This is a genomic window from Mycobacterium sp. ZZG (assembly GCF_054786995.1).
In genome coordinates this window covers 1-26,199 of the sequence record NZ_JBTBFV010000055.1, presented here as the reverse complement: position 1 = coordinate 26,199, position 26,199 = coordinate 1, and the positions used below count along the sequence as shown (strand labels likewise).

Here is a 26,199-nt window from a genome sequence, read left to right as displayed (position 1 = left end):
GCAAGCTGGTCAGTCACACTCCGGGGGAATCTGATGAAGCATGTCGTCCCAGTCACCGCGGCCCTGATCGCCGCCATCCTTGCGCCTGCTTCCGCCGGCGCGACCCCGCCCGACGGCGACATCGAGCGCACCGATCTCGCGCAGGGCACCACCGGCGCGCCCGTCGTCATCATCTCCGTCGGGCAGCCAACCACGCTGTATGTCCAGGACCTGGTGCTGCACAGCCCCGCCAGCAGCGGCTGGCACACCCACCCGGGGCCCGAACACACCGTCATCAACGAGGGCACGGTCTACGTCCAATCCGCCCCCGACTGCATCCCCGTCGCGTACCCGGCCGGCCAGGCCGTGTTCATCCCGGCCGGGGTCCCGCACGTCGTGCGCAACGACGCACCCGCTGCCTGCCCCTGACCGGGCGTCATCCCGTTACGCTCGTGCGGTGCTGCTCTCCGACCGCGACATCCGGGCCGAGATCGATGCCGGCAGGCTGGGTGTCGACCCGTTCGACGACAGCCTGGTCCAGCCCTCGAGCGTCGACGTGCGCCTCGACAACCTGTTCCGGGTCTTCAACAACACCCGCTACACCCACATCGACCCCGCGCAGCGCCAGGACGACCTGACCTCGCTGGTCGAACCCAAAGAGGGCGAGCCGTTCGTGCTGCACCCGGGCGAGTTCGTGCTCGGCGCGACGCTCGAGCGCTGCACGCTGCCCGACGACCTCGCCGGCCGACTGGAAGGCAAGTCCTCACTCGGCCGCCTCGGGCTGCTGACCCACTCGACCGCCGGCTTCATCGACCCGGGCTTCTCCGGGCACATCACGCTGGAGCTGTCCAACGTGGCGAACCTGCCCATCACGCTGTGGCCGGGCATGAAGATCGGCCAACTCTGCCTGCTGCGCCTAACCAGCCCGGCCCAGCACCCGTACGGCAGTGGCGCCGTCGGCTCCAAGTACCAGGGCCAGCGCGGTCCCACCCCGTCCCGCTCGTACCAGAATTTCCTCAAGACCAACTGAGCTGAAACGTCATCGCCGCGCCTGGCCCGGCGCGAGTAATGTCGTGGGCACCGGCGCCACCGGTCATTCGTGCCGACGTGTCCCGGCCAGGTCTTCAGCCACGCTCAGCTAACAGCGTCGGATGTAACGCATCAGCTGACCGCGTCGATGAAGTATCTAGTTGTCGGCTCGCCGCGCCCGTGTGAGCAGTGCCGACCGCAACGCTGCAGCAAACTTCGGGAGGGGTCAGTGGACATCGTATTAGGTGTGTCGATGACACCTACGACGGTCCGCATGGTGCTGGTTGAGGGCGAAAAGGCCGACGGTGTGACCGTCGACCACGATGCCTTCGACGTCACGTCGGGGGACGGCTCGGCAAACGCGGCCGAGCATGTGGTCTCGGCGGTGTTGGGCACCAAGGAGAGCGCCGAGACCGGGGGTCATCACCTCAAGTCGATCGGTGTCACGTGGAGCGATCACGCCGAGGCGACCGCCCTTCGCGACGCGCTCGCCGCGCACGGCATCGACGACGTCATGCTCGTCTCGGAGAGCCACGCCGCGGCGTCGCTGGCCCAGGCGGTCGGCCGTGCGGTCGGCTACGACACCACCGCGCTGCTGTTCGTCGATCGCGACACCGCGACCCTGTCGGTGGTGCAGACCGACGACGGCTCGGTGGTCAAGGTGCTCAGCCGCAGCCTGCACAGTGCCGACGCGATGGCGGTGCTGACCGAGATGGCCGCGGCGGTCGCCGCGCAGCCGGCCCCGCCCCAGGGCATGTTCGTCGTCGGCTCCGGCGTGGACATCAGCTCGGTCAAGGCGCACCTCGAACATCTCGTGTCGCTTCCGGTCAGCGCGCCCGACGAGGCCGACCTCGCGCTCGCCCGCGGCGCTGCGCTGGCCTCGGCCGCCGCGCCGGCCTTCGAGGCCACCACGGTCGGGCTGGCCTACTCCCAGGACCCGGACGGCCCGACGGCCGGATCGGTGCTGGGGCTGGCCGCCGCGGACACCCAGCTGGCCCCGGCCGGCGCCGACAGCGGCGATGACCTCGTCGACGAGTTCGCGCCGACCGAGATGCGGCCGGTCGACGAGCAGCGCAAGCCGTTCCTGCTGGTCGGCAGCGCGGTGACCTCACTGTTCGTGATCGGCGTTGCCGCGCTGGTGGTTTCGCTGGCCATCAGCATCCGGCCGACTGCCGACCAGCGGCCCAGCCCGGCGCAGGCCGTGATCGTGCCGAGCCCGCAGGTGCAGGCTCCCGAGCCGGCCCCGGCACGGCAGGAGGCCGCCAACGTGCCCGCCGACCCGCCGTCGGCCGAGACCATCAAGCCACCGGTGCCGGTGGTGCGGGAAGCGCCCCAGCCCCAGCAGGCCCCGCGCACCGTGTACGTCGAGCAACAGGCACCCGCTCCCGCCGCGCCGGCCCCCGCCGCCCCGGCGCCGGCCCCGGCTCCCGTGGCGCCCCCGCCGGTCGTCGCACCGGTGGTCGTCCCGCCGCCGGTGATCGTGCTCCCGCGCCCGCAGTGGACCCCGCCCAAGCCCGCCTGGACGTGGCCCACCCGCACCGCCGAGCCCGACAAGCCGGACGAGCCGTGGCGGCCGCCGTGGCAGAACGACGATGACGACGACAAGCCGGCCCCGACCCTGCCGACGCGGACGGTGCAGCCCACCCGTCCCCAACCCACGGTTCCCCAGGTGCCCCAGGTGCCCCAGTGGCCGGGCAGCGGATCGGGCAACGGCTCGGGCAACGGCTCCGGGTCGAACTCGGGCTCCGGCCCGGGCAACGGCGGCCGCGGCGACGGCGGCTCCGGGCGGGGCTCGGATTCCGGTTCGTCGCGCGGCGGCGGCTCGGGCAGCGGTGTGCCCGGCGACATCAACGGCGACGGCTGCTTCCTGGTCTTCTGCGCTCCCGGGGCAGGCCGCAACTAGCTCGTCACCCGCCGTTGGCCCGACGCTCAGCGGCAGGTGGCCGACCGCTCACCGCGGCTGCCTATACAGGCGGTATGCGGTGCACCGTCTTCGGGACCGGTTACCTCGGCGCCACCCACGCCGCGGGCATGGCCGAACTGGGGCATGACGTGCTCGGGGTGGACGTCGACGCGGGCAAGATCGCCAAGCTCGCCGCCGGTGAGGTGCCGTTCTACGAGCCCGGGCTTCCAGAGATGGTGCAGCGCAACATTGCTGCGGGGCGGCTGCGCTTCACCACCGACTACGCCGAGGCCGCGGCGTTCGCCGACGTGCACTTCCTCGGTGTCGGGACACCGCAGAAGAAGGGCGAATACGGCGCCGACCTGCGTCATGTGCACGCCGTGATCGACACCCTGGTGCCGCTGCTGAGCCGGGCTGCGGTGATCGTCGGCAACTCAACGGTGCCGGTGGGCACCGCCGCAGACCTGAGTGAGCGTGCCGCGGGCCTCGCTCCGGAGGGCGTCACCGTCGAGGTGGCGTGGAATCCGGAGTTCCTGCGGGAGGGGTTCGCCGTGGCGGACACCTTGCACCCCGACCGCATTGTGTTTGGGGTGCAACGGGACTCGCGGTCGGCGGAGCGGGCGGCACGGGAGATCTACGCGCCGCTGCTCGCCGATGGCGTCCCGTTCCTGGTCACCGATCTGCAGACCGCGGAGTTGGTCAAGGTGTCGCCAACGCGTTCCTGGCCACCAAGATCAGCTTCATCAACGCGATCGCGGAGGCGTGTGAGGCCGCCGGCGCCGACGTCACGCTGCTGGCCGACGCGCTCGGACACGACGCCCGCATCGGGCGCCGATTCCTCAACGCGGGCCTCGGTTTCGGCGGCGGCTGCCTACCGAAGGACATCCGCGCGTTCATGGCCCGAGCCGGCGAGCTCGGCGCCAACCACGCGCTGACGTTCCTGCGCGAGGTGGACAGCATCAACATGCGGCGTCGCACCCGCATGGTCGAGCTGGCCACCACCGCCTGCGGCGGGTCGCTGCTGGGCGCCAACATCGCGGTGCTCGGCGCGGCGTTCAAGCCCGAATCCGACGACGTGCGGGACTCGCCCGCCCTGAACGTCGCCGGGATGCTGCAGCTCAACGGCGCCACCGTCAACGTCTACGACCCGCAGGCGATCGAGAACTCCCGCCGGCTGTTCCCGACCCTGAACTACTCGACGACGGCCGTGGAGGCCTGCGACCGCGCCGACGCCGTGCTCGTGCTCACCGAATGGCGGGAGTTCGTCGACCTCGACCCCGCCGCACTGGCGGACACGGTGCGGGCGAAAGTGGTTGTGGACGGCCGCAATTGCCTCGATGTCGGCGCGTGGCAACGGGCCGGCTGGCGGGTGTTCGCGCTGGGCCGGTACGGGGGAGAACCCGCAGCGGCGTAGCGTCGGCTCGTGTCCGTCTACGCGCTGAACCTGTTCGACATCGCCGACCGCGATGAATACCTGGCCTACTCCAAACGCTCGCCGGCCGAAGTCGCCAAGCACGGCGGCCGCGTCGTCGCGCTCGGGCGGTTCCAGGAGTCGATCACCGGCGACATCGCACCGCGCAAGGTCCTGATCCTCGTCGAGTGGGAGTCGCGGGAAGCGTTCGACAGCTACCGCGACGACCCCGACCTGGCCGATCTGCACGCCCACCGGGAGAACGGCTCGTCGTCTTACATCTGGCACCTGTTCGACCGGTTGGACGATCTGCGGCCCCTGCTTAAGCTGACCTGATGGCAGCCGATCTTGCGCAACGTATCCGGTGGCTGGCTCTGCACGGGGTGATCCGCGGTCTGTCGAAGGTCGGGGCGCGTCGCGGCGGAGACCCACAGGCCAGGCTGATCGCGGACCCGGCCGTGCGGGACGACCCCGCCGGGTTCGCCGATGAACTGCGTAACCACGGGCCGGTGGTCCGGTGCCGCGCGGTGCTGATGACCGTCGACCACCAGGCGGCCAACGAGATCCTGCGCTCGGACGACTTCCGGGTGTCCTCGCTCGGCGCGGGCCTGCCGAAGCCGCTGCAGTGGATCAACCGCAAGACCCACCCCGGCCTGCTGCACCCGATCGAGCCGCCGTCGCTGCTGTCGATCGAACCGCCCGACCACACCCGCTGCCGCAAGCTGGTGTCCTCGGTGTTCACCACGCGGGCGGTCGCTGCGCTGCGCGACCGCGTCCAGCAGACCGCCAACGAGCTTCTCGACGACCTGGAACGCGAATCCGGGGTGGTCGACGTCGTCGAACGGTACTGCTCGCAGCTGCCGGTCGCGGTCATCAGCGACATCCTCGGCGTCCCTGAGCAGGACCGCCGGCACATCCTGCACTTCGGTGAGCTCGGTGCACCCAGCCTCGACATCGGCCTTTCCTGGCGGCAGTTCACCCAGGTGCACGAGGGCATCGTCGGCTTCAACGAGTGGCTGGGCGGCCACATCGACGAGCTGCGCCGCAACCCGGGTGACGACCTGATGAGCCAGCTGATCCAGGCCAGCCAGGCCGCCGACGAGGCCAACCGGCTGTCCGACCGCGAGCTGCAGGCCACCGCGGGCCTTGTGCTGGCCGCCGGGTTCGAAACCACGGTGAACCTGCTCGGCAACGGCATCCGGATGCTGCTCGACACCCCCGGACACCTGGATACGCTGGTCGCCCGGCCGCAGCTGTGGCCGAATGCGGTCGAGGAGATCCTGCGGCTGGACTCGCCCGTGCAGATGAGCGCCCGGTTCGCGCGCCGGGACGTCACCGTCGGCGGGACCGACATTCGGCGCGGCGAACTCGTCGTGATCTACCTTGCGGGCGCCAACCGCGACCCGGACGTCTTCCCCGACCCGCACCGGTTCGACATCGAACGTGAGAACGCCGGACGCCACCTGTCGTTCTCGGGCGGCCGGCACTTCTGCCTGGGCGCCGCGCTGGCCCGCGCCGAGGGTGAGGTCGGGCTGCGGACGTTCTTCGAGCGCTATCCCGACGCCCGGCTGGCCGGTGCGGGCAGGCGCCGCGACACCAGGGTGCTGCGCGGGTGGTCAACCTTGCCGATCACCCTTGGAAAGACGCGCGCCGCGCTAGGTTCGTAGAGGTGGACTTCCGAGCAGCCCTGCTCGAGCAGACTCGAGCCTTCGGTGACCTGATTCGATCGGCAGACCCGGCGACGCCGGTGCCCACGTGTGGGGAGTGGACGCTCAAACAGCTCTATCGCCACGTGGGCCGCGGAAACCGTTGGGCCGCCCAGATCATCAGTGAACGACGCAACCAGCCGCTGGACCCGCGCGAAGTGCGGGACGGCAAACCGCCCGACGATCACGAGGCCGCGATCGAATGGTTCGATCAGGGCGCCCGGATGGTGATCGACGCCGTCGACCACGTCGGCGCCGACGCGCGGGTGTGGACCTTCATCGGGCCCCGGCCCGCCGGCTGGTGGATCCGCCGCCGCGTGCACGAGACCGCGGTGCACCGCGCGGACGCGGCCCTGGCGCTCGGCGCCGATTTCGAACTGCCCGCCGATTTCGCCGCCGACTGCCTCAGCGAGTGGATCGAACTGGCCACCGTCGACCGACGGCATCCCCCGGCCCTGGACCCGGGGCAGTCGATCCACCTGCACGCCACCGAGGAGAAGCTGGGTCCGACGGGGGAGTGGAGCATCGCCCACGACGACGACGGGCTGTCGTGGTCGCACACCCACAGCAAGGGCAGCGTGGCGTTGCGCGGCCCCGTCACCGGGCTGCTGCTGGCGACCGTGCGGCGCAGGTCGGCCGCCGACGCCGGGCTCGAGATGTTCGGGGATGCCGCCGTCTGGGACGGGTGGCTGGAGCGCACCCCGTTCTGAGTGGGTACCTTCGCGATCATGACCACTTCGGAGCTGGCCACCGTCCTCGCCTGGCATGACGCGCTGAACGCCGGCGAGGTCGACACGCTGCTGGAGCTCTCCAGCGACGACATCGAGATCGGTCACGCCGGCGGTGCCGCCCAGGGGCACGCCGCGTTGCGCCACTGGGCCGAGGCGCTGGACGAACGGCTCGAACCTGGCCGCATCTACGTCCACGACGGCGTGGTGGTCGTCGAGCAGCAGACGGTATCGGTCACCGGGGAGACCGGTTCGGCGGCGGCGGCGTTCCGAGTCGTGCACGACAAAGTCACGTCGGTGTTCCGTCATCCCGGCCTCGCCGCCGCGCTGGCGGCCACCGAACTGACCGAAGCGGACCTGACCGGCTGATGCGTGGCATCATCCTGGCCGGCGGATCGGGGACCCGGCTGTATCCGATCACCATGGGCGTCAGCAAGCAGTTGGTGCCGGTTTACGACAAGCCGCTGATCTACTATCCGCTGTCCACGTTGATGATGGCCGGCATCCGCGACATCCTGGTGATCACCACCGCGCAGGATGCCCCGGCGTTTCACCGGTTGCTCGGCGACGGTTCGGATTTCGGAATCAACCTGACCTACGCCGTGCAGGACGAGCCCGACGGCCTGGCCCAGGCGTTCGTCATCGGAGCCTCCCACATCGGCACCGAATCAGTGGCTTTGGTGTTGGGGGACAACATCTTCTACGGTCCCGGACTGGGCACCAGCCTGCAGCGCTACCGGAACGTCTCCGGCGGAGCGATATTCGCCTACTGGGTGTCCAATCCGTCGGCGTACGGCGTGGTCGAGTTCGCCGACGACGGCACGGCGCTGTCCCTGGAGGAGAAACCGGCCACGCCGAAGTCGCACTACGCGGTGCCCGGGCTGTACTTCTACGACAACGACGTCGTCGAGATCGCCCGCGGGCTGCGGAAATCCGCGCGCGGAGAATACGAGATCACCGAGATCAACCAGACCTACCTCAACCAGGGCCGGCTGACCGTCGAGACGCTGGCCCGCGGAACGGCGTGGCTGGATACCGGGACTTTCGACTCACTACTGGACGCCAGCGATTTCGTCCGCACCATCGAGCGCAGGCAGGGACTCAAGATCAGCGTGCCCGAAGAGGTGGCGTGGCGGGTGGGCTTCATCGACGACGCCACGCTCGAAGCCCGGGCGAACACCTTGCTCAAGTCCGGTTACGGCGCATATCTGCTGGAGCTGCTGCAGCGCTGAGGCGGCGGTGCCTTGTATCTCCATGGTTCTGTGCTGCGCGCCACAATTGTAAACATTGGTCTATAGGTCTTGTTTTTAGTTCTTTAGGCCCTTACGCTCCTGTCAGTTCAGTGACTCACGTCACCATCGACGAAAGGCAGGCTCTGCATGGCCCTCCGTTCAGACCCCCCGGCGCAGGTCGCCACCCAGGCCGGAGAAGGACACACCCTCAAGCGGGGCGCCATCGGACTGGCCGGTGTGGTGTTCATGGTGGTGGCCTTCTCGGCGCCGATCACCGCGATGACGGGCAACCTGCCGGTGGCCGTCGGTTTCGGGAACGGTCTGGGCGCCCCCGCGGGTTTCGTGATCGCCACCGTCGTGCTCAGCATCTTCAGTATCGGATTCATCGCTCTGGCAAGGCATATCACCGCTGCCGGGGCGTTCTACACGTTCGTCTCCCGCGGATGGTCGAAGATACCGGGCCTGCCCGCCGGGGTGATGTCGATGTTCACCTACATGACGATGGAAGCCGGCCTGATCGGCATCTTCTCCGTGTTCGCAGACCAGGCGATCTCCGCCCAGTTCGGGATCGATCTGCCCTGGCTGGTATATGCCGCGATCGGCGTGATCGTCATCGCCACGCTGTCCCATTGGGACATCTCGGTGGCGGCCAAGGTGCTGGGTGCGGTGCTGGTCGCCGAGATCGTGATGCTGAGCCTGACCGCCACGGCGTCGCTGCTGCATCACCCGGAGGGCATGAGCTGGACCTCGTTGAACCCGGTGAGCGCGCTGAGCACCAACGGAGTCGCCGGCGGCGTGGTGGGTCTGGGTCTGCTGATGGCGTTCTGGTCCTGGGTGGGCTTCGAGTCCACCGCGATCTACGGCGAAGAGTCGAAGAACCCGAAGAAGATCGTCCCGCAGGCCACCATGATCGCCGTCATCGGGATCGGCGTGTTCTATACGTTCATCGCGTGGGGCATGATCGTCGGCAACGGACCCACCAAGGCAGTCGAACTGGCCTCCGGCGCAACACCCTTCGATCTGATCTACGCGCCGACTCAGCAGTACCTGGGCCAGTGGGCGATCGTCGTCTTCGAATGGCTGATGGTCGGGGGTTCATTCGCCTGCGCGCTGGCCATCCACAACTCCGCCGCCCGTTACCTGTTCGCCTTCGGGCGTGACGGGCTGCTGCCTCGTCGCCTGGGTGAGGCGCACCCCAAGCACGCCTCGCCGTATGTCGCGTCGCTGGCCCAGAGCGTGTTCGCCGCGATCGTGCTGATCGTGTGCGCGGCCAGCGGCTCGGACCCCTACGCGGTGTTGTTCGTGCTGGTGGCGATCCTGGCCACGCTGTGCCTGCTGACTGTGCAGACGATGTCGTCGATCGCCACCGTGGTGTACTTCCACGTCAAGAAGCAGCATCCGGAGACCGCCAGCTGGTGGCGCACCCTGGCCGCTCCCATCATCGGCGGTGCCGGCATGGTCTACGTCATCTACCTGATGGCCTCGAACATGTCCGCAGCAGCCGGAACCGCCTCGGACACACTGTTCTTCAAGCTCATTCCGTACATCCTGCTGACCCTGCTGTTCGGGTCGATCGCGCTGGCCCTGTACTGGCGCAAGGCCAAGCCGGAGCTCTACGCCCGCATCGGGTCCACCGTGTTCGACGACAAGCCCGCCGAGTGATGGCCGGCGCCCGCGCCGCAGGATCAGCGCTTGAGCCAGCTTTCCAGCGTGTTCCGGGTGTCGTTGATGTGGGCTTCCATCCGCGACGCGGCCAGCTCGGGCTCGCGGTTCTCGATCGCCTCGAGGATCGATGCGTGGAAGTCGTTGGCATTCGGCTCCAGGCGACCGAAGATGGCGCCCACCGGAAGCCACATGCGGCGGCGGGCATCGCCGACGGCATCGAGCAGGCGGTCGTTCTGGGCCGCTTGCGCGATGCCCATGTGGAAGGCGGTGTCCAGGGTCTGAAACTCGATGGTGCGCTGCGCCGACTGGTCCTTCAGGGCCACGTCCAAGGCGGCCTCCATGCCGCCGAGCAGTTTACGCAGGTCGGCCAGGTCGATGGCGCGACGACGGATGGCGGCGAGCCGGGTGGCGCCGGTCTCGACGATGATGCGGTAGTCGAAGGCATCGCGGATGGCCCGCTTGTTGCGGCGTAGCTCGCGGCGCATCTCGGCGGGGTCGACGTGTGGGGCCTGCACTGTGAAGCCGCCACCACGGCCGCGGCGCACCGCAATCAGGCCTTCGCGTTCCAGGACCGCCACCGCGGTGCGGACCGTGGTGCGGGACACGTCGAGCATTTCGGAGAGCTCGCGTTCGGTGGGCAGGCGGTCGCCGGGCCGGAACTGGCCCAGTTCCAGCGCCCGGCGCATCTGGTCCACCACGAGTTCGTGGGCGGGGATCTGGCGGACCGGGCTCAACGCCGGCGGGCGTTCCGCAGTCATGTGGAGCCCCCTTTCGTTTGCCAGCACGGTACCGCATCGGTCCTTGCGGGGGCTTTGCCTCGCCCTTTAGACCAAAGGTTGAACCGGTCGGACGGGCGAGCCGCAACCCGTGGAAATAAAAGAACTAAAAACTTGACCAATAGGGCTTTATCCGTGAAACTGGCGGTCAGACCGTAATCCGAATCACCAGCCGAGAAGGGTTGAGGCGTTGGGAAACAAAGTCATCGTGACCGGGGGAGCCGGGGTCATCGGGCAGGCGATCTGCCGCCGATTGCTGCAGAGCGGGTACGCACCGGTGGCGGCCGACCTCAAGGATGCCGTCGAGGCGGTCGACTTCGGCCGCGATGGCCTGGAGGGCACACTGCCCCTCGTCATGGACGTCACCGATCGGGCCGACGTGGATTCGGCGGTGGCCTCGACGGTCGACGACGGTGAGGCGCTGTTCGGTTTGGTCAACTGTGCAGGCATCCTGAGGGATTCGTTCCTCGGAGAGCTCGACGAGGCCAAGCTCGAGGTGATGTTCCAGGTGAACATCGCCGGCATGGCCCGGGTCACCGACGCGGTGGCGCCGCTGCTCACCGAGGGCAGTGCCATCGTCAACGTCGGCAGCCTGACCGGACACTTCGGCCGCTTCCGCGGAGCCTCCGTGTACGGAGCCACCAAGGCGGGCATCGCCGCCTATACCCGCTACATCGCCGAAGAGCTTGCGCCGCGGTCTATCCGGGTCAACAACGTCGCCCCAGGAGTGATCCGCGCACCGATGAGCCCGTCGATGGCGCGCGTGTCAGGAGGCGAGGAGATCAGCGCGTCTTATGCGATGCTCAAGCGCATCGGTGAGCCCGAGGAGGTGGCCGAGGCCGTCGAATTCCTGCTCTCCCCGCGGGCCTCGTTCATCACGGCGCAGACCCTGCTGGTGGACGGCGGTGTGGTCGCATGGTGAGCGCCACCGGTCTCGGCACCGATCCCGCCCTCGGCTTCACCTCGGTTGAGGAGGCCAACGCCGTGGCGTTCGAGCGCCTGGACGCCGCCGACCCGTGGGTCGTCGATGTGGCCGCGGCACGCGATGTGCTGCCGGGATACCGCGAGAATCTGGTGCTCACCTCCGGAGCGCCGATGGCATGGCCGGAGTACACCGGCGGTCAGCGTGAGGCGTTGATCGGCGGTGCACTGTTCGAAGGGCTGGCCCACAGCCGTGAGGACGCGATCGCGGGATTCGCCTCGGGACGCATCGAGGTCGGCGCCTGCCAGGACTACGCGGCCGTCGGATCGCTGGCCGGCATCTACACCGCGTCCATGCCGGTGTTCGTGGTGGAGAACCGCACCCACGGTAACCGGGGGTTCTGCAACTTCTACGAAGGCAAGGAACCGCGCCGGCTGAACTACGGCTGCTACGACGAGGGCGTCCACCAGCGCCTGCTGCACGTCAACACCGTGCTCGCGCCCGTGGTCGGGGAGGCGATCCGCCGTCGCGGCGGCATCGCGCTCAAGCCGCTGATCGCGCGTGCCCTGCGGATGGGCGACGAGGTGCACAGCCGCAACGCCGCGGCGTCGATCTTGTTCAACCGGGAGATCATGCCCGCTGTCCTCGACATGTGCGACGATCGCGTGCCCGGCGTCCGCGAGACGCTGCTCCACCTCGCTGAGAATGACTATTTCTTCCTGAGACTGTCGATGGCCGCGGCCAAGGCCTCTGCCGACGCGATGGTGGTGGCCGGTTCGACGCTCATCTCGGCGATGGCGTTCAGCTGCCGGGGTTTCGCGGTGAAACTCGCCGGGCTCGGCGACGCCTGGTTCGAGGGACCGCCGCCCATCCATCAGGGCAAGCTGTTCCCCGGCCACACCGAAGACGAGATCACCTGGATGGGGGGCGAGTCTCCGATCACCGAGACGGTGGGCCTGGGCGGATTCGCCCAGGCGTGCGCGTTGTCGCTGCAGGAGTATCAGGGCGGGTCGCCCGAGGTGATGATCGAGCGCAACCTCGAGATGTACTCGATCACCCACGGCGAGAACAGCACCTACCGCATCCCGCAGTTCGCCTTCCGGGGTACCCCGACCGGCATCGACGCGCGCAAGGTTCTCTCGACCGGGGTGCTGCCGGTGATGGATGTCGGACTCGCCGGCCGCGATGGGGGACAGATCGGCGCGGGAGTGATCCGCGCGCCGCGGGAGTGCTTCGCCGATGCGCTCGCCGAACACCAGCGCCGCTTCGGCCCGCAATGAGCGCCGGCGTGCCCACTCCCGCCCTGCCGATGACCTTCAGCGGCGGCGACGCGTTGGTCACCGGCGCCGCATCGGGCATCGGCGCGGCGATCGCCCGCACGCTGATGTCGGCGGGCGTGCGCACGATTCGTATGGATCTCCGCGCGCCGCAACCGGATCCCGACTTTCCGGCCGATCTGCAGGCCGGTGTGGAGATCGACGTCCGGGAACCGGACCTGCTGGACCGGCTGACCGCGGCCGGCGTCGAGCCCGACCGCGTGGCCTATCTGGTCAATTGCGCAGGGGTTCTGGACGATACGGGTTTCTCAGGCGTGGATCGCACGATGTGGCTGCGCTGCCTGGAGATCAACCTGATGGGCGCCTACAACACTATCGACGCGCTGACCCCGGTGCTGCGTCTCGCGTCGCGGGCCGCCGTGGTGAACATCAGCTCGATCGAAGCGGGACGCGTGGTGGCCCTCACCAATCCCGATCCGACCCCGCAGTACGCGGCGTCCAAGGCGGCGCTGCAGATGCTGACCCAGACGGCGGCCCGTGCGCTGGCAGGCGACGGGATCCGGGTCAACAGTGTCTCGCCCGGATTCGTCGCCACGCCGATGGCGGCGGCACACGGCGACACCGGCGTACTGCCGTCCGCGCTGGCGTCCCGGGTACCGGCGGGACGCTTCGCCGCCCCCGCCGACATCGCCCACGCCGTCGCCTTCCTGCTCAGCGACCAGGCCGGTTACATCACCGGCAGCGACCTGCGCGTCGACGGAGGTTTCCAGCTCACATGACCGAGACCGAAACCACCACCGTGGTGGCCTATGAAGCGTCGCTGGGACGCCCGGCGCGCGTCGGAAGCTGGGATGAACTGGCCAAGGGCACGTTTCGCGTCGCCGTCGAGCACCTCGACCGCGGGAACTGGCAGGCCGCCGCCGAACTGGTCGAGATCTCGGTCGCCGAAGCCGAGGAACTCCGCGACGTGTACGAACGCTGGCCGATCTCGATCCGGCAATGGATCGAATCACGCGGTGTGGCACCCGTTCTCGTCGACGAGGCCGCGTCACGTCTGACTGCCCTGATCGGCGAGCAGGCCATGGGCGGCATCGAAGCGGAGTGGCCGCGGTTCGTCACCGCGGTCGACGAGGCCGCCCACGCCTGTCGCACCCAGCTGCCGACCGCCCCGATGGCGATCGAGACGGCCCGTGCAGTCTGGCAGGGCGTGCACGACCGTGCCGTGGACCGGGTGAGCGGTCTGATCGACATCGCCGTCACCACCGTCGGCGAGCACGCGCTGGGTGATCTGTGGGATGCGCTGATGGCCGACTGGTACGACGTCCACGAGCACCGCTATGCGCTGAGCAACCAACCCTGGGAGACCTCTGCCCACCAGCTCATGATCGCGATCGTCGACGGCTTCCACGCCCACCTGGCCGGCACCGGGCGGCAGGGGGACATCGAGATCATCACGGAGCCCACCCGGGTCGGATTCCGCTTCGCCCCATGCGGATCAGGCGGGCGTAGCCTGGATGCGCGCATCACCGACGGCGCCCCCAGGGCCGGTGGCCCGTTCGGATTCGCCGTGACCACCGCGCGCCACGACTGGGCGTGGAACACCGTCGGCATCTGCAGCTACTGCGTGCACTGCTGCCTGCTCAACGAGGTGATGCCGATCGACCGGCTGGGCTTCCCCACCCGCGTGATCGACGCGCCGACCTGGAACCCGGACGCCCCGGTCACCGAATGCACCTGGTGGGTATACCGCGACCCCGCCGACGTTCCCGACCACGTGTACGAGCGCGTGGGGCGCAGCCCCTCCCGCAGGCCGACCCGACGAGGAGACGTGTGATGCCGGTGGCGATGACACAACTCGAGGTGCCCGACTACGATCTGGGAATCCGGGGAAAGCTGGTCCGCACCGAGAAGACGATGAACCCGGCGGGCTTGGCGTTCTGCACCATCCTCTACGGCCTGTCGGTCGTCGACGAGGTCACCGACACCCCCGCCAGCAACGCCGCCAACGGATATCCCGACGCACGGCTCACGCCTGACGAATCGACCCGCGTCGAGTTGACGTGGCGCCCGGGCACCGAGGCCGTCATCGCCGACATGGTGGGCGCCGACGGCGCGCCGGTCGAAATGTCACCGCGCAACTGCCTGCGCGCGCTCGTCGAGCGCTACGCCGACCGCGGCCTGGAACCGGTGCTGGGGTTCGAGTACGAGTTCTGGTTGTTCCAGGACGGCCCGGCCGGAGCCGACGCGCGCTCGCCGCTGGGCTCCACCGAGAACGCCTACTCGCTGACCAGGGTCTCCCAATCGCACAGCCTGGCCGCCGAATTCATCGATCGCATGCATGCGGTCGGCGTCGAGATCGAGATGTTCCACACCGAACTCGGGCCCGGCTTCTTCGAGTTCACCATGGCTCCGGCTCCGGCGTGCCGGGCCGCCGACGCCGCGGTCCGCGCCCGACAGTATCTGCGCGACCTGTGTGCCGAACGCGGTTTGCATGCCAGCTTCATGGCAAAACCGTTCGGCGACAAGTCCGGTGCCGGCGGTCACGTCCACTCGAGCCTCACCCGTGACGGCGCCAACATCTTCACCGACGGCCCCGGCCGGCTCTCCGCCGACGCCACCCACTACCTGGCGGGCCTGCTCGCCGGCATGGCCGACACCACCGCCCTGTTCAACCCGTACGTGAACTCCTACAAGCGCATCGACCCGGAGATGTTCACCCCGACCGCGGCGACCTACGGCTACGACGACCGCAGCGCGGCATGCCGGTTGATCCTCGATCACGCGAAATCCGCCCGGGTGGAGCATCGCCGACCGGGAGCCGACACTAGTCCGTATCTGGCGGCGTCGGCACTGCTGGCCGCGGGTCTGCACGGCCTGGAGAACGAACTCGGGTTACCGGACAGCGGTGACGGCCCGGCGCCACTGCCCGGTGACCTGTCCACGGCGCTGGACGCCTTCGAGCACTCGGCGTGGCTGCCCGACCTGCTCGGCAAGGCGTTCTGCTCGTCCTTCGCCGCCACCCGCCGTGCCGAAGCCGATCGCTATGCGCAGTGGCTGCGCACCACCATCACGTCCTGGGAACTCACCCGCCACCTGGAGCATCAATGACCGACGAATCAACCCGCCTCGACCTCGACCAGTTCGAGAAGCTCGCCGCGACCGGAGAGATCAACACCGTAGTCTGCGCCACCCCCGACCCCTACGGTCGCCTCGTCGGCAAGCGGCTGACGATCCCGGCGTTCCGGTCGCTGGGGCTGCGCGGTGCGGGGATCAACGCCAGCAGCTTCATCTTCGCGGTCGACCTGGAGATGAACCCTCTGGATCTGCCGGTCTCCAATGCGGCCAACGGCTGGGCCGACATCCGCCTTGTCCCCGACCTGACCACGCTGCGGCGGGTGCCCTGGGAGCCGCACGTCGCGCTGGTCATCTGTGACGCCTACGAATCGCAGTCCGACACCATGCTGTCGGTCGCGCCGCGCACCATCCTGCGGCAGCAGATCGAGCGGGCGCGCGAACAGGGCCTGACGTTCAAGTTCGCCTCCGAACTGGAGTTCTTCCTTGCCGCCACCCCGCCCCGGCAGGCCTGGGAGCTCGGCTACCAGAACCTGAAGATGTTGTCGGACTACCGCTCCGACTACCAGATGATCCAGTCGAGCCGCGACGACTGGTTCATCGAACGGATCCGCAACCAGATGCCCGATTTCGGTGTCTGCATCGAGTCCTCGAAACCGGAGTGGGGACTCGGTCAGCAGGAAGTCACCCTCGACTACTGCGACACGCTGGAGATGGCCGACCGGCACGTGCTGTTCAAGTACGGGGTCAAGCAACTCGCCCACGCCGCGGACCTGACGGTGACGTTCATGGCGAAACCGAAGATCGACGAGGTGGGTTCGTCCTGCCATCTGCACGTCAGCATGTGGTCCTGTGACGGCCTGCCGCTGAGCTGGTCGGCGGAGACCGTCGGGATGTCCGGGAAGTTCGGGTCGTTCGTGGCCGGTCAGCTGAGCCACGCCGCCGACATGACACTGCTTCTGGCGCCGACGGTCAACTCCTACAAGCGGTTTCAGCCCGACCAGTTCGCCGGCACTGCCATAGCGCTCGGAGCGGACAACCGTTCGTGCGCGTTCCGGCTGGTGGGCACCGGCCCGTCGTTCCGGGTCGAGAACCGTATCCCCGGCGGAGACGTCAACCCGTACTACGCGTACTCGGCCACCATCGCCGCCGGACTCGACGGCATCGCCCGTGAGCTGCCCGCGCCGGACATCTTCGACGGTAACGCCTGGACCGGTACCGACGTGCCGGTCGTCCCGACCTCGCTGCATCAGGCGCTGCGCCTGTTCGAGGAGTGCAAGATGGCACGCGCGGCGTTGGGCGACGACGTGTTCGAACACCTGCTGTCGTCATCCCGCAGTGAACTGGTCGCGTTCGACTCCCACACCGTCACCGACTGGGAGATGCGCCGCTACTACGAACGCGTCTGACCCCTACCGTTCGTTCTGTTTCCCCGCAACACGTTTCACAGGAGTTCCGATGCCCATCGACCCCATCGCCCAGAAGATGCTCGCCGATGCCAAGAAGTCCGGGCGCCCCAACGCGCACCTGCTGCCGGTGCCCACGGCCCGGCAGAACTTCGAGGACACCTTCGGGGCGCTGGCGAAGCCGCCGATCCACCGCGTCAGGGACGTGGCGATCCCGACCCGTGACGGCCAGAGCATTCCCGGCCGGTTGTACCTGCCGTCGGAAGACGCCGCCGCGTTGCCGCTGACCGTGTACTACCACGGCGGCGGTTGGCTGCTGGGCAGCATCGACTCCCACGACGTGGCGACCCGTCTGCTGGCCAACGCGTCGGGCAGCGCGGTGCTCTCCGTCGGGTACCGCCGGGGCCCGGAGTCGCGATTCCCGACCGCGGTCCATGATGCGATCGACGCGCTGAATTGGGCGGCCGACCCGGCCTCGGGCCTGGGAGTGGACACCACCCGGCTGGCCGTCGCGGGCGACAGCGCGGGCGGGAACCTCGCCGGCGCCGTCGCATTGCACGTCCGTGACACCGGCGCGCCGGCGCTGCGCCACCAGCTGCTGGTGTACCCGGTGACCATGACGGATCTGACGCGCGGCTTCGACGACGAGTACCAGGGCGTGATGCTCGAACGTGACGAGATGCAATGGCACCAGGACAATTACCTGCCAAGCAGCGACGCCGCCGCCGATCCCCGGGTGAGCATTCTCGATGCCGACCTGGACGGCCTGCCCGCGGCCACGGTGATCCTCGCCGAATGTGACCCGATCCGTCCGCAGGGCGAGCTCTACGCCGAGGCGCTCGCCGAGGCCGGTGTGCCAACGGCCACCCATCGGACCCCGGGCATGGTGCACGGGTTCTTCGGTCTCGACGAGGTGTTCCCGACAGCCTCCGATGCGATGACTTTCGCCGGGCGGCGGCTGTCGGAGGCGCTGGCGGTGCAGCAGCGATGACCCGCACCGCGTTGGTGACGGGTGCCGGCGGCGGGATCGGCGCCGCGACGGTGGCGCGCCTGGCCGCGGACGGCGTTCACGTCCTCGCCACCGACCTCGCAGCGGCCCTGCCCGGGCTCCCCTCGGACGTCGAGTACGTCCCGTACGACCTCCTCCACGGAGACCCCCAGGAACTGCTGGCCGCGGTACCCGGCGGCGCGCTCGACTACCTGGTGAACGCCGCCGGAGTGGCGCTCTTCGACCGAGACGGATCCAGCCTCGACGCCGAGGAGTCCGTCTGGGAACTGACCATGGGGGTCAACCTGCACGGAACACGGCGGCTCACCGTCGCCGCGGTGCCGTGGCTGCGGGCCGGCCATGGCAGGAGCATCGTCAACGTCGCGAGCATCGCCGGCCTGCGCAACATGGATTCACCGTTGGACGCGTATCAGGTGAGCAAGGCCGCGGTGGTCTCGCTGACCCGCAGCCTCGCGCTGCAGCTCGCGCCGGAGGGTATCCGCGCCAACACCGTGTGCCCGGGCGCGATCCTGACTCCGATGATCGAGCCGCTGTACCGCGAGAACCCCGCGCGGCGCACCAACATGGAGGAGCGGACCCCGTTGGGCCGCCTGGGTTTTCCAGCCGACATTGCCAACGCCATCCGCTTCCTGCTCTCGGAGGAAGCATCGTTCATCACCGCCACCGACCTGGTGGTCGACGGCGGTTGGATCGCCCAGACCAAGTAGACAGACCGGCCGGCGGGCCGCTATTGACACCGACATTAATGGTCTAAATACTGAACCTATAGAGCTTTTGAGATTGCATCGCCCATCCGGGCACGAGCGAGGAGACAGCACCGATGACCGCAACCGTCCCAGCCCCACGCGTGGCGATCATCGGTGCCGGGTTCAGCGGCCTGGCCGCCGCGATCGCGCTGCGCCAGAAAGGTATCGAGAACTTCGTCATCTTCGAGCAGGGCGAGGGGATCGGCGGCACCTGGTGGTTCAACCGCTACCCGGGCGCGGAGGTGGACCTCGAGTCGCACGTGTACTCGTTCTCCTACGCGCGCAGCGACTGGACCCGCACCCACGTGGGCTGGCAGGAACTGCAGGAGTATCTGGAACGGGTGGCCCACGAGTGGGACCTGCCCCGGCGGATCAGGTTCAGCGAGAAGGTCATCGACGTCCGTTGGTCCGACGAGGATCAGACCCACACGGTCTCGACGTCCTCCGGCACGGACCACGGGAAGTTCACCGCGGTCATCAGCGCCGTGGGGTTCCTCAACATCCCGGTCGTTCCACCGTTCGCCCGCGAGGAACACGAGTTCGGGGGCGCGATGTGCCACACCTCGGCGTGGATCGACGGCCTGGACCTCACCGGCAAGTCCGTCGGCATCGTCGGCACCGGATCCTCGGCGGTCCAGGTGGTCACCGAGGCAGAGAAGGTCGCCGAAGACGTGACGATCTTCCAGCTCGAGCCCAACTGGCTGGTGCCCAAGAACAGTCGCGACTTCACGCCGCTGGAGCGCCGACTCAACAGACTGCGCGCGGTCTACGCGTGGCGCCGGTGGGCGCTGTATTTCGACTATGACCGCAGGCAGCTGCGGTCGAGTCACGCCCGCAGCACCGGAAGGTTCCACAGGCGGCGGCACCAAGCTTCGCTGGAGTTCATGCGGCGAGAGCTCGCCGGGCGTCCTGATCTTCTCGAAAAGGTCACGCCCACATTTGCTTTCGAGGGAAAGCGCACCGTGTGCAGCGACACCTACTATGCGTCACTGCGCAGCCCCAAGGTGACACTGGTGCCTCACGCGCTCAAAGGCCTCACCCGCACCGGCGCCATCGACGCCAACGGCGACGAACACAATCTCGACGTCATCGTCCTGGCCACCGGTTTCGACGCCGCGAACTACTTGGGCAACTACCAGGTCTACGGCCAGGGCGGGCAGGAGCTGCACAGTGCGTGGCGCGGAGAGCCGGAGGCATTCCTCGGCATGATGGTGCCCGGCTTCCCGAACTTCTTCATCATGTACGGGCCCAACACCAACTCCGTACCGCTGGTCCATTTCTACGAGGCGCAAGCCGACTTCGCCGCCTCCCTCATCCGCCGCGCCGCGAAGACCGGCAGCCGCGTCATCGACGTGCGCCGATCGGCCTTCGTCATCTACAACGACTGGCTGCAGGCCCAGCTCGCCAAGACGGTCTGGGCCAAGACCCACAACTATTTCCGTGCCGGAACCGGCAAGGTCGTCTCGCAGTGGCCCTTCGGTGCGACGCCGTACATCCTGGCGACCAAGCTGCTGCGCAGGATCGCCGTCCGGTTGAGCTGACGCAGGCCCCGACGAGGAAAACCCATGACCGCGAAACCCCTGATTGCCGTCACCCTCAACGCCACCGAACTCGACCGGATGGTGCACTGGCGCAAGATGTTCGACGGCCTGCAAACCGTCGGAGCGATACCGATGGCGGTCGAGTGCGCGAGCTCGATCGTCGACATCGCACACACCGTCGGGACCGTCGACGGGCTGATCATCAGCGGCGGCGGAGACGTGGATCCGCGCCGATGGGGAGGAGACCCCGAGGATCCGACACTGACCTGGGTGAACCCGGTCCGCGACGAGAACGAGATCGCGGCGTTCGAAGCCGCCTGGCAACTGGGTCTCCCCACATTGGCGATCTGCCGTGGCGCCCAACTCGTCACCGCCGCCCGCGGCGGCGCGCTCTATGCGGATCTGCCCCGCGATTTCCCCTCGCCGATCGCGCACCGTCTGGGGGAGGAGGCCCTGCTCGAGACCGCGCACGACGTCGAGCTCGTCGAAGGCGGCCGCATCGCGCGGTGGACGCAGGCCGGCTCCCGCATGAAGGTCAACAGCCAGCACCACCAAGGGGTGCGCCGGTTGGCCGAGGGCTTTACCGCTGCCGCGTACGCCCCCGACGGTTTGGTGGAAGCCTTCGAGTCCCCCGACCACCCGTTCACCGCGGTGCAGTGGCATCCCGAAGTCAACTGGGGGTCGTGCGAGTTCTCCTACCGCATCCTCGATGGCTTCGTCGAGTCGTGCAGGGAGAGGCGGGCCAGCACCTTGTCCAGCGTGACGGGCAGGCCGCGCACCCGGACCCCGGTGGCGTTGTAGACCGCGTTGACGACCGCCGCGGCCGAGCCGACGATGCCGATCTCCCCGGCGCCGCGCGAACCCATCGGGTTGAAATGCTCGTCGACCTCGTCGAGCCAGATGGCGTCGATGTCCTGCACATCCGCGTGCGCGCTGATGTGATAGTTCGCCAGGTCTTGGGTCACGACATGCCCGAAGCGTGGATCGCGCACGCTCTCCTCGTGCAACGCCATCGACAGACCCATCGTCATGCCGCCGATCAGCTGCGAGCGCAGCGTCAGCGCGTTGATCGCCCGGCCGACCGAGAACACCCCGAGCATGCGCGGCACGCGGATCTCGCCGGTGTCCCGGTTGACGCGCGCCTCGACGAAGTGCGCGCCGAACGACGCCACGGTGTACGCGTCGGCATCCGGGTTCTCGGCCGACTCCGCGGTGGTGGTGGCCCCGACCGCGGGCGGATCACCGTGGTCACGCCGGAACTGTTGGGCCGCAGCGACGATCGCCGACCCCCAGGACGTGATGCCCGACGATCCGCCCGCCACCGACGCCGGCGGCAGAGCGGTGTCACCGATGTGCAGATCGACCGCCGCCAGGTCGCATGCCAGTGCATCCGCCGCGATCTGGGACAGCGCCGTCCACGTTCCGGTGCCGATGTCCGCCGCGCCGATGTGCACCTCGTAGCGGCCGTCGGCGGCGTAGGTGATGCGAGCCGCGTTGCCCGGCATCGCCATCCCCGGGTAGGTCGCCGACGCCACCCCGAGGCCCGTGAACCATTCGCCGACAAACCTGTTGCCGGGGTGCGGATCACGCGCCGCCCATCCGAAACGCTCGGCGCCGAGCCGCAGGCACTCCACCAGATGCCGACCCGACCAGGGCTTACCCGTCTCGGGATCGACCTCGGGATCGTTGCGGATCCGCAGTTCGATCGGGTCGATGCCGGCGGCCACCGCGAGCTCGTCCATCGCCACCTCGGCGGCGAACGTGCCGGGGCACTCGCCCGGGGCCCGCATCCAGAACGGGACCGGCACGTCGAGCGCGGCCAGCCGGTGCGATGTCCGGCGGTTCGGCGACGCGTACATCTTGCGTGACGTCACCGCTGTCTGCTCGGCGTATTCTTTGACCGCCGAGGTCTGTTCGATGACATCATGGGCAAGGGCGGTCAGGCGTCCGTCCCGTTCCGCACCAAGGCGCAACCGCTGGATGGTCGGCGTGCGGTAGCCGACGAGCGAGAACATCTGCTGCCGGGTCAGTGCCAGCTTCACCGGGCGTCCGTCGGACCGCTGCGCGGCGAGCAGCGTCAGCACGTTGTGGGCGTGGGGCGCGCCCTTGGAACCGAACCCACCGCCCACATGCGGCGCCACCACGTGTACGTGCTCGGGATCCAACCCGAACAGCGGCGCGAGCGTCTTGCGCACCGCGTGCACTCCCTGCGTGGAGTCGTACAGAGTGACCGACGTGGCGCCGCCGTCGGTGCTCCAGCGTGCGATGCAAGCGTGCGGCTCCATCGGGTTGTTGTGCTCGATGGGTGTGGTGTACGTCTGGTCGACGGTGAACTGGGCGGCTTCGAGCGCCGCGTCGACGTCCCCCTCGGCCGTGTCCGACGGATACGACGCGTTCACCGACTCCGGGGTGTAGAGGCCGGGATGATCCGGGCGCAGCTCGGCGTCATGGGGTTCTTCGCTGTACTCCACCGCCACCAACGCGGCTGCCTCACGGGCGATCTCGGCGGTCTCGGCGACCACGCCGCCGATGATCTGACCGCGGAAATGCACCCGCGCGTCCTGCAGTATCGCCAATTCGCCATCGGAAGTGTCGGCCAGCTCCGGCGCGTCGAACACCGTCAGCACATCCAGAACACCGTCGACGGCACGGGCCGAAGCGATCTCCATCGCGATGACGCGCCCGCGTGCGGCGGTGGACTGCACCGGATGCAGATAGGCCGGACTGTCGACCTGCTGTTCGAACGCGTACGTGGCGGTGCCGGTGACCTTCGCCCGCCCGTCCCGGCGCGCGACGGAGGCGCCGATTGCCCGCGGCTGCAGCAGCGTCATCGCCGGCCTCGCTCGGTCAGCATGCGCAGCTGCGCGATCAGCGCACGCCGGGTCAGCTCCACCTTGAACTCGTTGCCGGGCAACGGTTCGGCCGGTGCGAGTTCGGCATCGGCGGCCGCCGCGAACGCATCCTCGGACGCGAGCGCGCCGTTGAGCATCTCTTCGGCGTGCCGAGCCCGCCACGGCTTGTGCGCGACACCGCCGAGCGCGATCCGCGCGGTCGCGATGGCCTCGCCGACGAAGCTGAGTTCGGCGGCCACCGACACCAGGGCGAACGCGAACGAGGCCCGGTCACGCACCTTGCGATAGTCGGACACCGCGTTCGCAGGGGCGGGCGGGAGTTCGACCGCGGTGATGAGCTCACCGTGCTCGAGGACGGTGTCGCGGTGCGGTTCGTCTCCGGGCAGGCGGTAGAACTCGCCGGCCGGGATGCAACGCGGTCCCTCGGTGCCCTCGACCACGATCTGGGCGTCCAGGGCGCTCATGGCGACCGCCATGTCGGACGGATGGGTGGCGACGCAGTTCGGTGACGCGCCGAGGATGGCGTGGTAGCGCACGTAGCCGCCGATCGCCGAGCAGCCGCTGCCGGGGACCCGCTTGTTGCATGGTGTGGTGACGTCCTGGAAGTACACACACCTGGTGCGCTGCAACAGGTTACCGGCGGTGGTCGCTGCGTTGCGCAACTGCCCGGACGCGCCGGAGAGCAACGCACGAGTCAGCATCGGGTAGTGCGACCGGATCACCGGATGGGCGGCGAGCTCGCTGTTGCGCACGTTGGCGCCGATGCTGACGCCGCCGTCGTCGGTGGCGCTGACCTCCGCGAGCTCCAGGCGGCTGACGTCGACGAGCAGATCCGGTTCGGCCACACCGAGTTTCATGTGATCGACGAGGTTGGTGCCGCCAGCCAGGTAGACCGCGCCCGGATGCCGGGCCAGTGTGGCCACCGCGTCGGCCGGGCTGGTGGCGAGGTGGTAGTCGAAAGGCTTCACCGGACCGCCGCCTTCTCGATGGCGGCGACGATGTTCGGGTAGGCCGCGCAGCGGCACAGGTTTCCGCTCATCCGCTCACGGATCTCGGCGTCGGTGAGCTCCGGAGACGCCTCCAGGTCGTCGGTGACGAAGCTCGGGGCACCGGACTTGGCCTCGTCGAGCATGCCGACGGCCGAGCAGATCTGGCCGGGAGTGCAGTACCCGCACTGGAAGGCGTCTTCCTCGTGGAACGCCTGCGCCACCGGGTGGAGCTCGTCGCCGGTGCCGAGTCCCGCCGCGGTGGTGACTCGCGCTCCGTCGACCGCCACCGCGAACGTCAGGCAGCTGACCACCCGGCGTCCGTCGACCAGCACGGTGCACGAGCCGCACTGCCCGTGGTCGCACCCCTTCTTCGGCGCGGTCGCCTGAAGCCTCTCCCGCAGCATGTCCAACAGCGTCACGCGATGGTCGACAGTCACCGCGCTCCGATGACCGTCGACCTCCAAAGTCACTTCAGAGGTGTATTGAGGCTGGGTCACGTGCGCCCGTGTACCCGACGGCTTACCGGCCAAACGCCGCCGTCAACGCCCGGCTGGTTGCGGGGTGGCCAGCAACGCCGCGATGCCGGTGGTCAATGGCACCGACAACGCCAACGCGATTCCACCGACCGCCGAGCGGGCGACTTCGATCGCGACGCTCTCGCTGGTCAGCACGTCGCCCAGCGAGCGGTTCGCGACGCTGAACAACAACAGCAGCGGCAGGGCACTGCCCGCGTAGGCGAGCACCAGTGTGTAGACCGTGGAGGCGATGTGGTCGCGTCCGACCCGCATCGCGCCGACGAAGACGTCGCGCCGGCCCGCACCGTTGCCGAGCGCGGCGAGTTCGAAGGCCGTGGATGCCTGGGTGACCGTCACGTCGTTGAGCACGCCGAGGGAGCCGATGATGAAGCCGGCCAGCAGCAGCCCGGTGATCGACACATTGCCCAGATACGCCGCGACCTCGTTGTTCTGGTCTTCCGACAGTCCGGTCAGATGCGCCAATTCGATTGCCGCCCAGGACAGTACCGCGGCCAGCAGCAGCGACGCCAGCGTCCCGAGCAGCGCGGCGCTGGTACGCAGGCTGACTCCGTGGGCCAGGTAGATGACCGCGTACAGGATCGCCGACGACGCCACCAACGCCACCGGCACGGCCGGGGCGCCGTCGCGCAGCGCCGGCAACAGGAACACCACCAGCACGCCGAAGGCGACCACGATGCCGACCAGGGCTCGCAGGCCCCGCCACCGGGCCACCGCCACGATCACGATCGCGAACGCCACCGCCAGCGCGGTCAGCGGCCAAGTGCGCTCGTAGTCGTAGAACGCGTAGGTGGTGCTGCCGGTGGCATCGACCTGCCTGCTGATGCGGATGTCGTCCCCGACGGCCAGGACCGGCTGGCCGGGCCCGCCGCTGAACTCCAGCAGCGTGTTGGCGCCGCGGTTGGGGCCGGAATCGATGCGCACCAGCGTCTGCACACAGGCCGCGCGGTCGCCCTCGGCGGGTATCGGATCAGAGGTCAGCACCGCGCCCGCCGACGGGCTGCCGCACACCGCGGCGCTGCTGGACAGCACGTGCCCGGACTCGGTGGTGACCGCCCCGCCCGCGGCGTTCTGGAACGGCAGCGGGATGTCGGCCTTCTCCCCGGTCGGCCACAACAGGGCACCGCCGATCAGCGTCGCGATCCCGATCGCGACGAGCAGACCGACCACGATCCTGGCCGCCAGCGGACCCAGCGGTGACGGGCCGTTCAGCGAGTGCGAGTGCGGGTGCGGGTGCGCGTGAGACACCCGACCAGCCTAGGAAATTGCCGCGCGGACGCTTCGACGGCCGGCCTTAGCCTCGATCCACTGATGAATTGGGGTAGGTGTGCCTCGCTGGGCTGTTGAGGGCTGGTCCTGGTCGCGGGCAGGGGGTATCTGCTGGTCTGTCCAGCTGTTCCTGTGCGCTCCGGTCGGGCCTTTC

Annotated in this window: 24 protein-coding genes and 1 pseudogene; 20 read left to right on the top strand and 5 right to left on the bottom strand. The window is 68.8% G+C overall.

Annotation, left to right across the window (positions count from 1 at the left end; translation table 11 throughout):
• Window positions 1–33 precede the first annotated feature (33 nt).
• From ACXMYJ_RS23265 to ACXMYJ_RS23220, 10 genes and pseudogenes are all read left to right on the top strand, one after another.
• Window positions 34–408 (top strand): cupin domain-containing protein, encoded by a 375-nt coding sequence (locus tag ACXMYJ_RS23265; RefSeq protein WP_443188051.1) that lies wholly within the window; start codon window positions 34–36, stop codon window positions 406–408.
• 28 nt (window positions 409–436) lie between these two features.
• Window positions 437–1,009 carry a dCTP deaminase gene (gene dcd, locus ACXMYJ_RS23260; protein ID WP_260756600.1) on the top strand — a complete coding sequence of 191 codons (573 nt, stop codon included), beginning with the start codon at window positions 437–439 and terminating at the stop codon, window positions 1,007–1,009.
• A 228-nt stretch (window positions 1,010–1,237) separates the two neighbouring features.
• Entirely contained in the window at window positions 1,238–2,911 is a 1,674-nt protein-coding gene (locus ACXMYJ_RS23255) for a DUF7159 family protein (RefSeq protein WP_260756601.1), read from the top strand.
• Window positions 2,912–2,985: 74 nt separating this feature from the next.
• A pseudogene (locus ACXMYJ_RS23250) lies at window positions 2,986–4,325 on the top strand (UDP-glucose dehydrogenase family protein).
• 9 nt (window positions 4,326–4,334) lie between these two features.
• Window positions 4,335–4,658 (top strand): DUF1330 domain-containing protein, encoded by a 324-nt coding sequence (locus tag ACXMYJ_RS23245; protein WP_443188049.1) that lies wholly within the window; start codon window positions 4,335–4,337, stop codon window positions 4,656–4,658.
• Window positions 4,658–5,989 carry a cytochrome P450 gene (locus ACXMYJ_RS23240; protein ID WP_460358977.1) on the top strand — a complete coding sequence of 444 codons (1,332 nt, stop codon included), beginning with the start codon at window positions 4,658–4,660 and terminating at the stop codon, window positions 5,987–5,989. Before ACXMYJ_RS23245 ends, ACXMYJ_RS23240 begins: the two co-directional genes overlap by 1 nt.
• 2 nt (window positions 5,990–5,991) lie before the next feature.
• Complete coding sequence (locus ACXMYJ_RS23235; protein ID WP_260756606.1) at window positions 5,992–6,738, top strand: maleylpyruvate isomerase family mycothiol-dependent enzyme; 747 nt, start codon at window positions 5,992–5,994, stop codon at window positions 6,736–6,738.
• A gap of 18 nt (window positions 6,739–6,756) precedes the next feature.
• Window positions 6,757–7,125: a nuclear transport factor 2 family protein gene (locus ACXMYJ_RS23230; protein WP_260756607.1), complete on the top strand. Its 369-nt coding sequence runs from the start codon at window positions 6,757–6,759 to the stop codon at window positions 7,123–7,125.
• Window positions 7,125–7,988 carry a glucose-1-phosphate thymidylyltransferase RfbA gene (rfbA, locus tag ACXMYJ_RS23225; protein ID WP_260756608.1) on the top strand — a complete coding sequence of 288 codons (864 nt, stop codon included), beginning with the start codon at window positions 7,125–7,127 and terminating at the stop codon, window positions 7,986–7,988. Before ACXMYJ_RS23230 ends, rfbA begins: the two co-directional genes overlap by 1 nt.
• A 147-nt stretch (window positions 7,989–8,135) precedes the next feature.
• Window positions 8,136–9,650 (top strand): APC family permease, encoded by a 1,515-nt coding sequence (locus tag ACXMYJ_RS23220; protein WP_260756609.1) that lies wholly within the window; start codon window positions 8,136–8,138, stop codon window positions 9,648–9,650.
• Between the two features lie 23 nt (window positions 9,651–9,673).
• On the opposite strand, the gene ACXMYJ_RS23215 is transcribed toward ACXMYJ_RS23220, so the two are convergent.
• A complete protein-coding gene (locus ACXMYJ_RS23215; protein WP_260756611.1) occupies window positions 9,674–10,411 on the bottom strand; it encodes a FadR/GntR family transcriptional regulator in 738 nt (245 codons plus the stop codon).
• A gap of 208 nt (window positions 10,412–10,619) precedes the next feature.
• Between ACXMYJ_RS23215 and ACXMYJ_RS23210 the strand changes: the two genes are divergently transcribed.
• The 10 genes from ACXMYJ_RS23210 to ACXMYJ_RS23165 all read left to right on the top strand — a co-directional run bounded on the left by ACXMYJ_RS23210 (window position 10,620) and on the right by ACXMYJ_RS23165 (window position 21,203).
• Window positions 10,620–11,351 carry an SDR family NAD(P)-dependent oxidoreductase gene (locus ACXMYJ_RS23210; protein WP_260756612.1) on the top strand — a complete coding sequence of 244 codons (732 nt, stop codon included), beginning with the start codon at window positions 10,620–10,622 and terminating at the stop codon, window positions 11,349–11,351.
• Complete coding sequence (locus tag ACXMYJ_RS23205; RefSeq protein ID WP_260756613.1) at window positions 11,345–12,631, top strand: YlbE family protein; 1,287 nt, start codon at window positions 11,345–11,347, stop codon at window positions 12,629–12,631. The genes ACXMYJ_RS23210 and ACXMYJ_RS23205 overlap by 7 nt, the downstream gene beginning before the upstream one ends.
• Window positions 12,632–12,639: 8 nt before the next feature.
• The gene (locus ACXMYJ_RS23200) at window positions 12,640–13,407 is read left to right on the top strand and encodes an SDR family NAD(P)-dependent oxidoreductase (RefSeq protein ID WP_260756614.1); all 768 of its coding nucleotides are present in this window, start codon (window positions 12,640–12,642) and stop codon (window positions 13,405–13,407) included.
• Complete coding sequence (locus ACXMYJ_RS23195) at window positions 13,404–14,462, top strand: hypothetical protein (protein WP_260756615.1); 1,059 nt, start codon at window positions 13,404–13,406, stop codon at window positions 14,460–14,462. Before ACXMYJ_RS23200 ends, ACXMYJ_RS23195 begins: the two co-directional genes overlap by 4 nt.
• Window positions 14,462–15,736: a type I glutamate--ammonia ligase gene (locus ACXMYJ_RS23190; protein ID WP_260756616.1), complete on the top strand. Its 1,275-nt coding sequence runs from the start codon at window positions 14,462–14,464 to the stop codon at window positions 15,734–15,736. The genes ACXMYJ_RS23195 and ACXMYJ_RS23190 overlap by 1 nt, the downstream gene beginning before the upstream one ends.
• Window positions 15,733–17,109, top strand: a complete 1,377-nt coding sequence (locus ACXMYJ_RS23185; protein ID WP_260756617.1) for a glutamine synthetase family protein — start codon at window positions 15,733–15,735, stop codon at window positions 17,107–17,109. Before ACXMYJ_RS23190 ends, ACXMYJ_RS23185 begins: the two co-directional genes overlap by 4 nt.
• 49 nt (window positions 17,110–17,158) lie before the next feature.
• Entirely contained in the window at window positions 17,159–18,097 is a 939-nt protein-coding gene (locus tag ACXMYJ_RS23180; RefSeq protein ID WP_260756618.1) for an alpha/beta hydrolase, read from the top strand.
• Window positions 18,094–18,822: an SDR family NAD(P)-dependent oxidoreductase gene (locus ACXMYJ_RS23175; RefSeq protein WP_260756619.1), complete on the top strand. Its 729-nt coding sequence runs from the start codon at window positions 18,094–18,096 to the stop codon at window positions 18,820–18,822. The genes ACXMYJ_RS23180 and ACXMYJ_RS23175 overlap by 4 nt, the downstream gene beginning before the upstream one ends.
• 113 nt (window positions 18,823–18,935) lie before the next feature.
• Window positions 18,936–20,402 (top strand): flavin-containing monooxygenase, encoded by a 1,467-nt coding sequence (locus ACXMYJ_RS23170; RefSeq protein WP_260756621.1) that lies wholly within the window; start codon window positions 18,936–18,938, stop codon window positions 20,400–20,402.
• 24 nt (window positions 20,403–20,426) lie between these two features.
• The gene (locus tag ACXMYJ_RS23165) at window positions 20,427–21,203 is read left to right on the top strand and encodes a gamma-glutamyl-gamma-aminobutyrate hydrolase family protein (RefSeq protein ID WP_260756622.1); all 777 of its coding nucleotides are present in this window, start codon (window positions 20,427–20,429) and stop codon (window positions 21,201–21,203) included.
• On the opposite strand, the gene ACXMYJ_RS23160 is transcribed toward ACXMYJ_RS23165, so the two are convergent.
• Genes ACXMYJ_RS23160 through ACXMYJ_RS23145 form a run of 4 tightly spaced genes read right to left on the bottom strand, consistent with a single transcriptional unit; the run spans window position 21,098 to window position 26,024 of the window.
• A complete protein-coding gene (locus ACXMYJ_RS23160; RefSeq protein WP_260756623.1) occupies window positions 21,098–23,233 on the bottom strand; it encodes a xanthine dehydrogenase family protein molybdopterin-binding subunit in 2,136 nt (711 codons plus the stop codon). The genes ACXMYJ_RS23165 and ACXMYJ_RS23160 overlap by 106 nt on opposite strands.
• Window positions 23,230–24,222 carry an FAD binding domain-containing protein gene (locus tag ACXMYJ_RS23155; RefSeq protein WP_260756626.1) on the bottom strand — a complete coding sequence of 331 codons (993 nt, stop codon included), beginning with the start codon at window positions 24,220–24,222 and terminating at the stop codon, window positions 23,230–23,232. The genes ACXMYJ_RS23160 and ACXMYJ_RS23155 overlap by 4 nt, the downstream gene beginning before the upstream one ends.
• On the bottom strand, window positions 24,219–24,740 hold the full coding sequence (locus ACXMYJ_RS23150) for a 2Fe-2S iron-sulfur cluster-binding protein (RefSeq protein WP_443188044.1): 522 nt from the start codon (window positions 24,738–24,740) through the stop codon (window positions 24,219–24,221). The genes ACXMYJ_RS23155 and ACXMYJ_RS23150 overlap by 4 nt, the downstream gene beginning before the upstream one ends.
• Window positions 24,741–24,782: 42 nt before the next feature.
• Entirely contained in the window at window positions 24,783–26,024 is a 1,242-nt protein-coding gene (locus ACXMYJ_RS23145) for a YibE/F family protein (RefSeq protein ID WP_260756630.1), read from the bottom strand.
• Window positions 26,025–26,199: the final 175 nt, after the last annotated feature.

Coding starts and splice junctions, on each gene's coding strand:
- ACXMYJ_RS23165 (WP_260756622.1), top strand. CDS start 20,427: ATGACCGCGAAACCCCTGATTGCCGTCACCCTCAACGCCACCGAACTC.
- ACXMYJ_RS23180 (WP_260756618.1), top strand. CDS start 17,159: ATGCCCATCGACCCCATCGCCCAGAAGATGCTCGCCGATGCCAAGAAG.
- ACXMYJ_RS23205 (WP_260756613.1), top strand. CDS start 11,345: ATGGTGAGCGCCACCGGTCTCGGCACCGATCCCGCCCTCGGCTTCACC.
- ACXMYJ_RS23170 (WP_260756621.1), top strand. CDS start 18,936: ATGACCGCAACCGTCCCAGCCCCACGCGTGGCGATCATCGGTGCCGGG.
- ACXMYJ_RS23160 (WP_260756623.1), bottom strand. CDS start 23,233: ATGACGCTGCTGCAGCCGCGGGCAATCGGCGCCTCCGTCGCGCGCCGG.
- ACXMYJ_RS23265 (WP_443188051.1), top strand. CDS start 34: ATGAAGCATGTCGTCCCAGTCACCGCGGCCCTGATCGCCGCCATCCTT.
- ACXMYJ_RS23240 (WP_460358977.1), top strand. CDS start 4,658: ATGGCAGCCGATCTTGCGCAACGTATCCGGTGGCTGGCTCTGCACGGG.
- rfbA (WP_260756608.1), top strand. CDS start 7,125: ATGCGTGGCATCATCCTGGCCGGCGGATCGGGGACCCGGCTGTATCCG.
- ACXMYJ_RS23230 (WP_260756607.1), top strand. CDS start 6,757: ATGACCACTTCGGAGCTGGCCACCGTCCTCGCCTGGCATGACGCGCTG.
- ACXMYJ_RS23175 (WP_260756619.1), top strand. CDS start 18,094: ATGACCCGCACCGCGTTGGTGACGGGTGCCGGCGGCGGGATCGGCGCC.
- ACXMYJ_RS23215 (WP_260756611.1), bottom strand. CDS start 10,411: ATGACTGCGGAACGCCCGCCGGCGTTGAGCCCGGTCCGCCAGATCCCC.
- ACXMYJ_RS23195 (WP_260756615.1), top strand. CDS start 13,404: ATGACCGAGACCGAAACCACCACCGTGGTGGCCTATGAAGCGTCGCTG.
- ACXMYJ_RS23190 (WP_260756616.1), top strand. CDS start 14,462: ATGCCGGTGGCGATGACACAACTCGAGGTGCCCGACTACGATCTGGGA.
- ACXMYJ_RS23185 (WP_260756617.1), top strand. CDS start 15,733: ATGACCGACGAATCAACCCGCCTCGACCTCGACCAGTTCGAGAAGCTC.
- ACXMYJ_RS23220 (WP_260756609.1), top strand. CDS start 8,136: ATGGCCCTCCGTTCAGACCCCCCGGCGCAGGTCGCCACCCAGGCCGGA.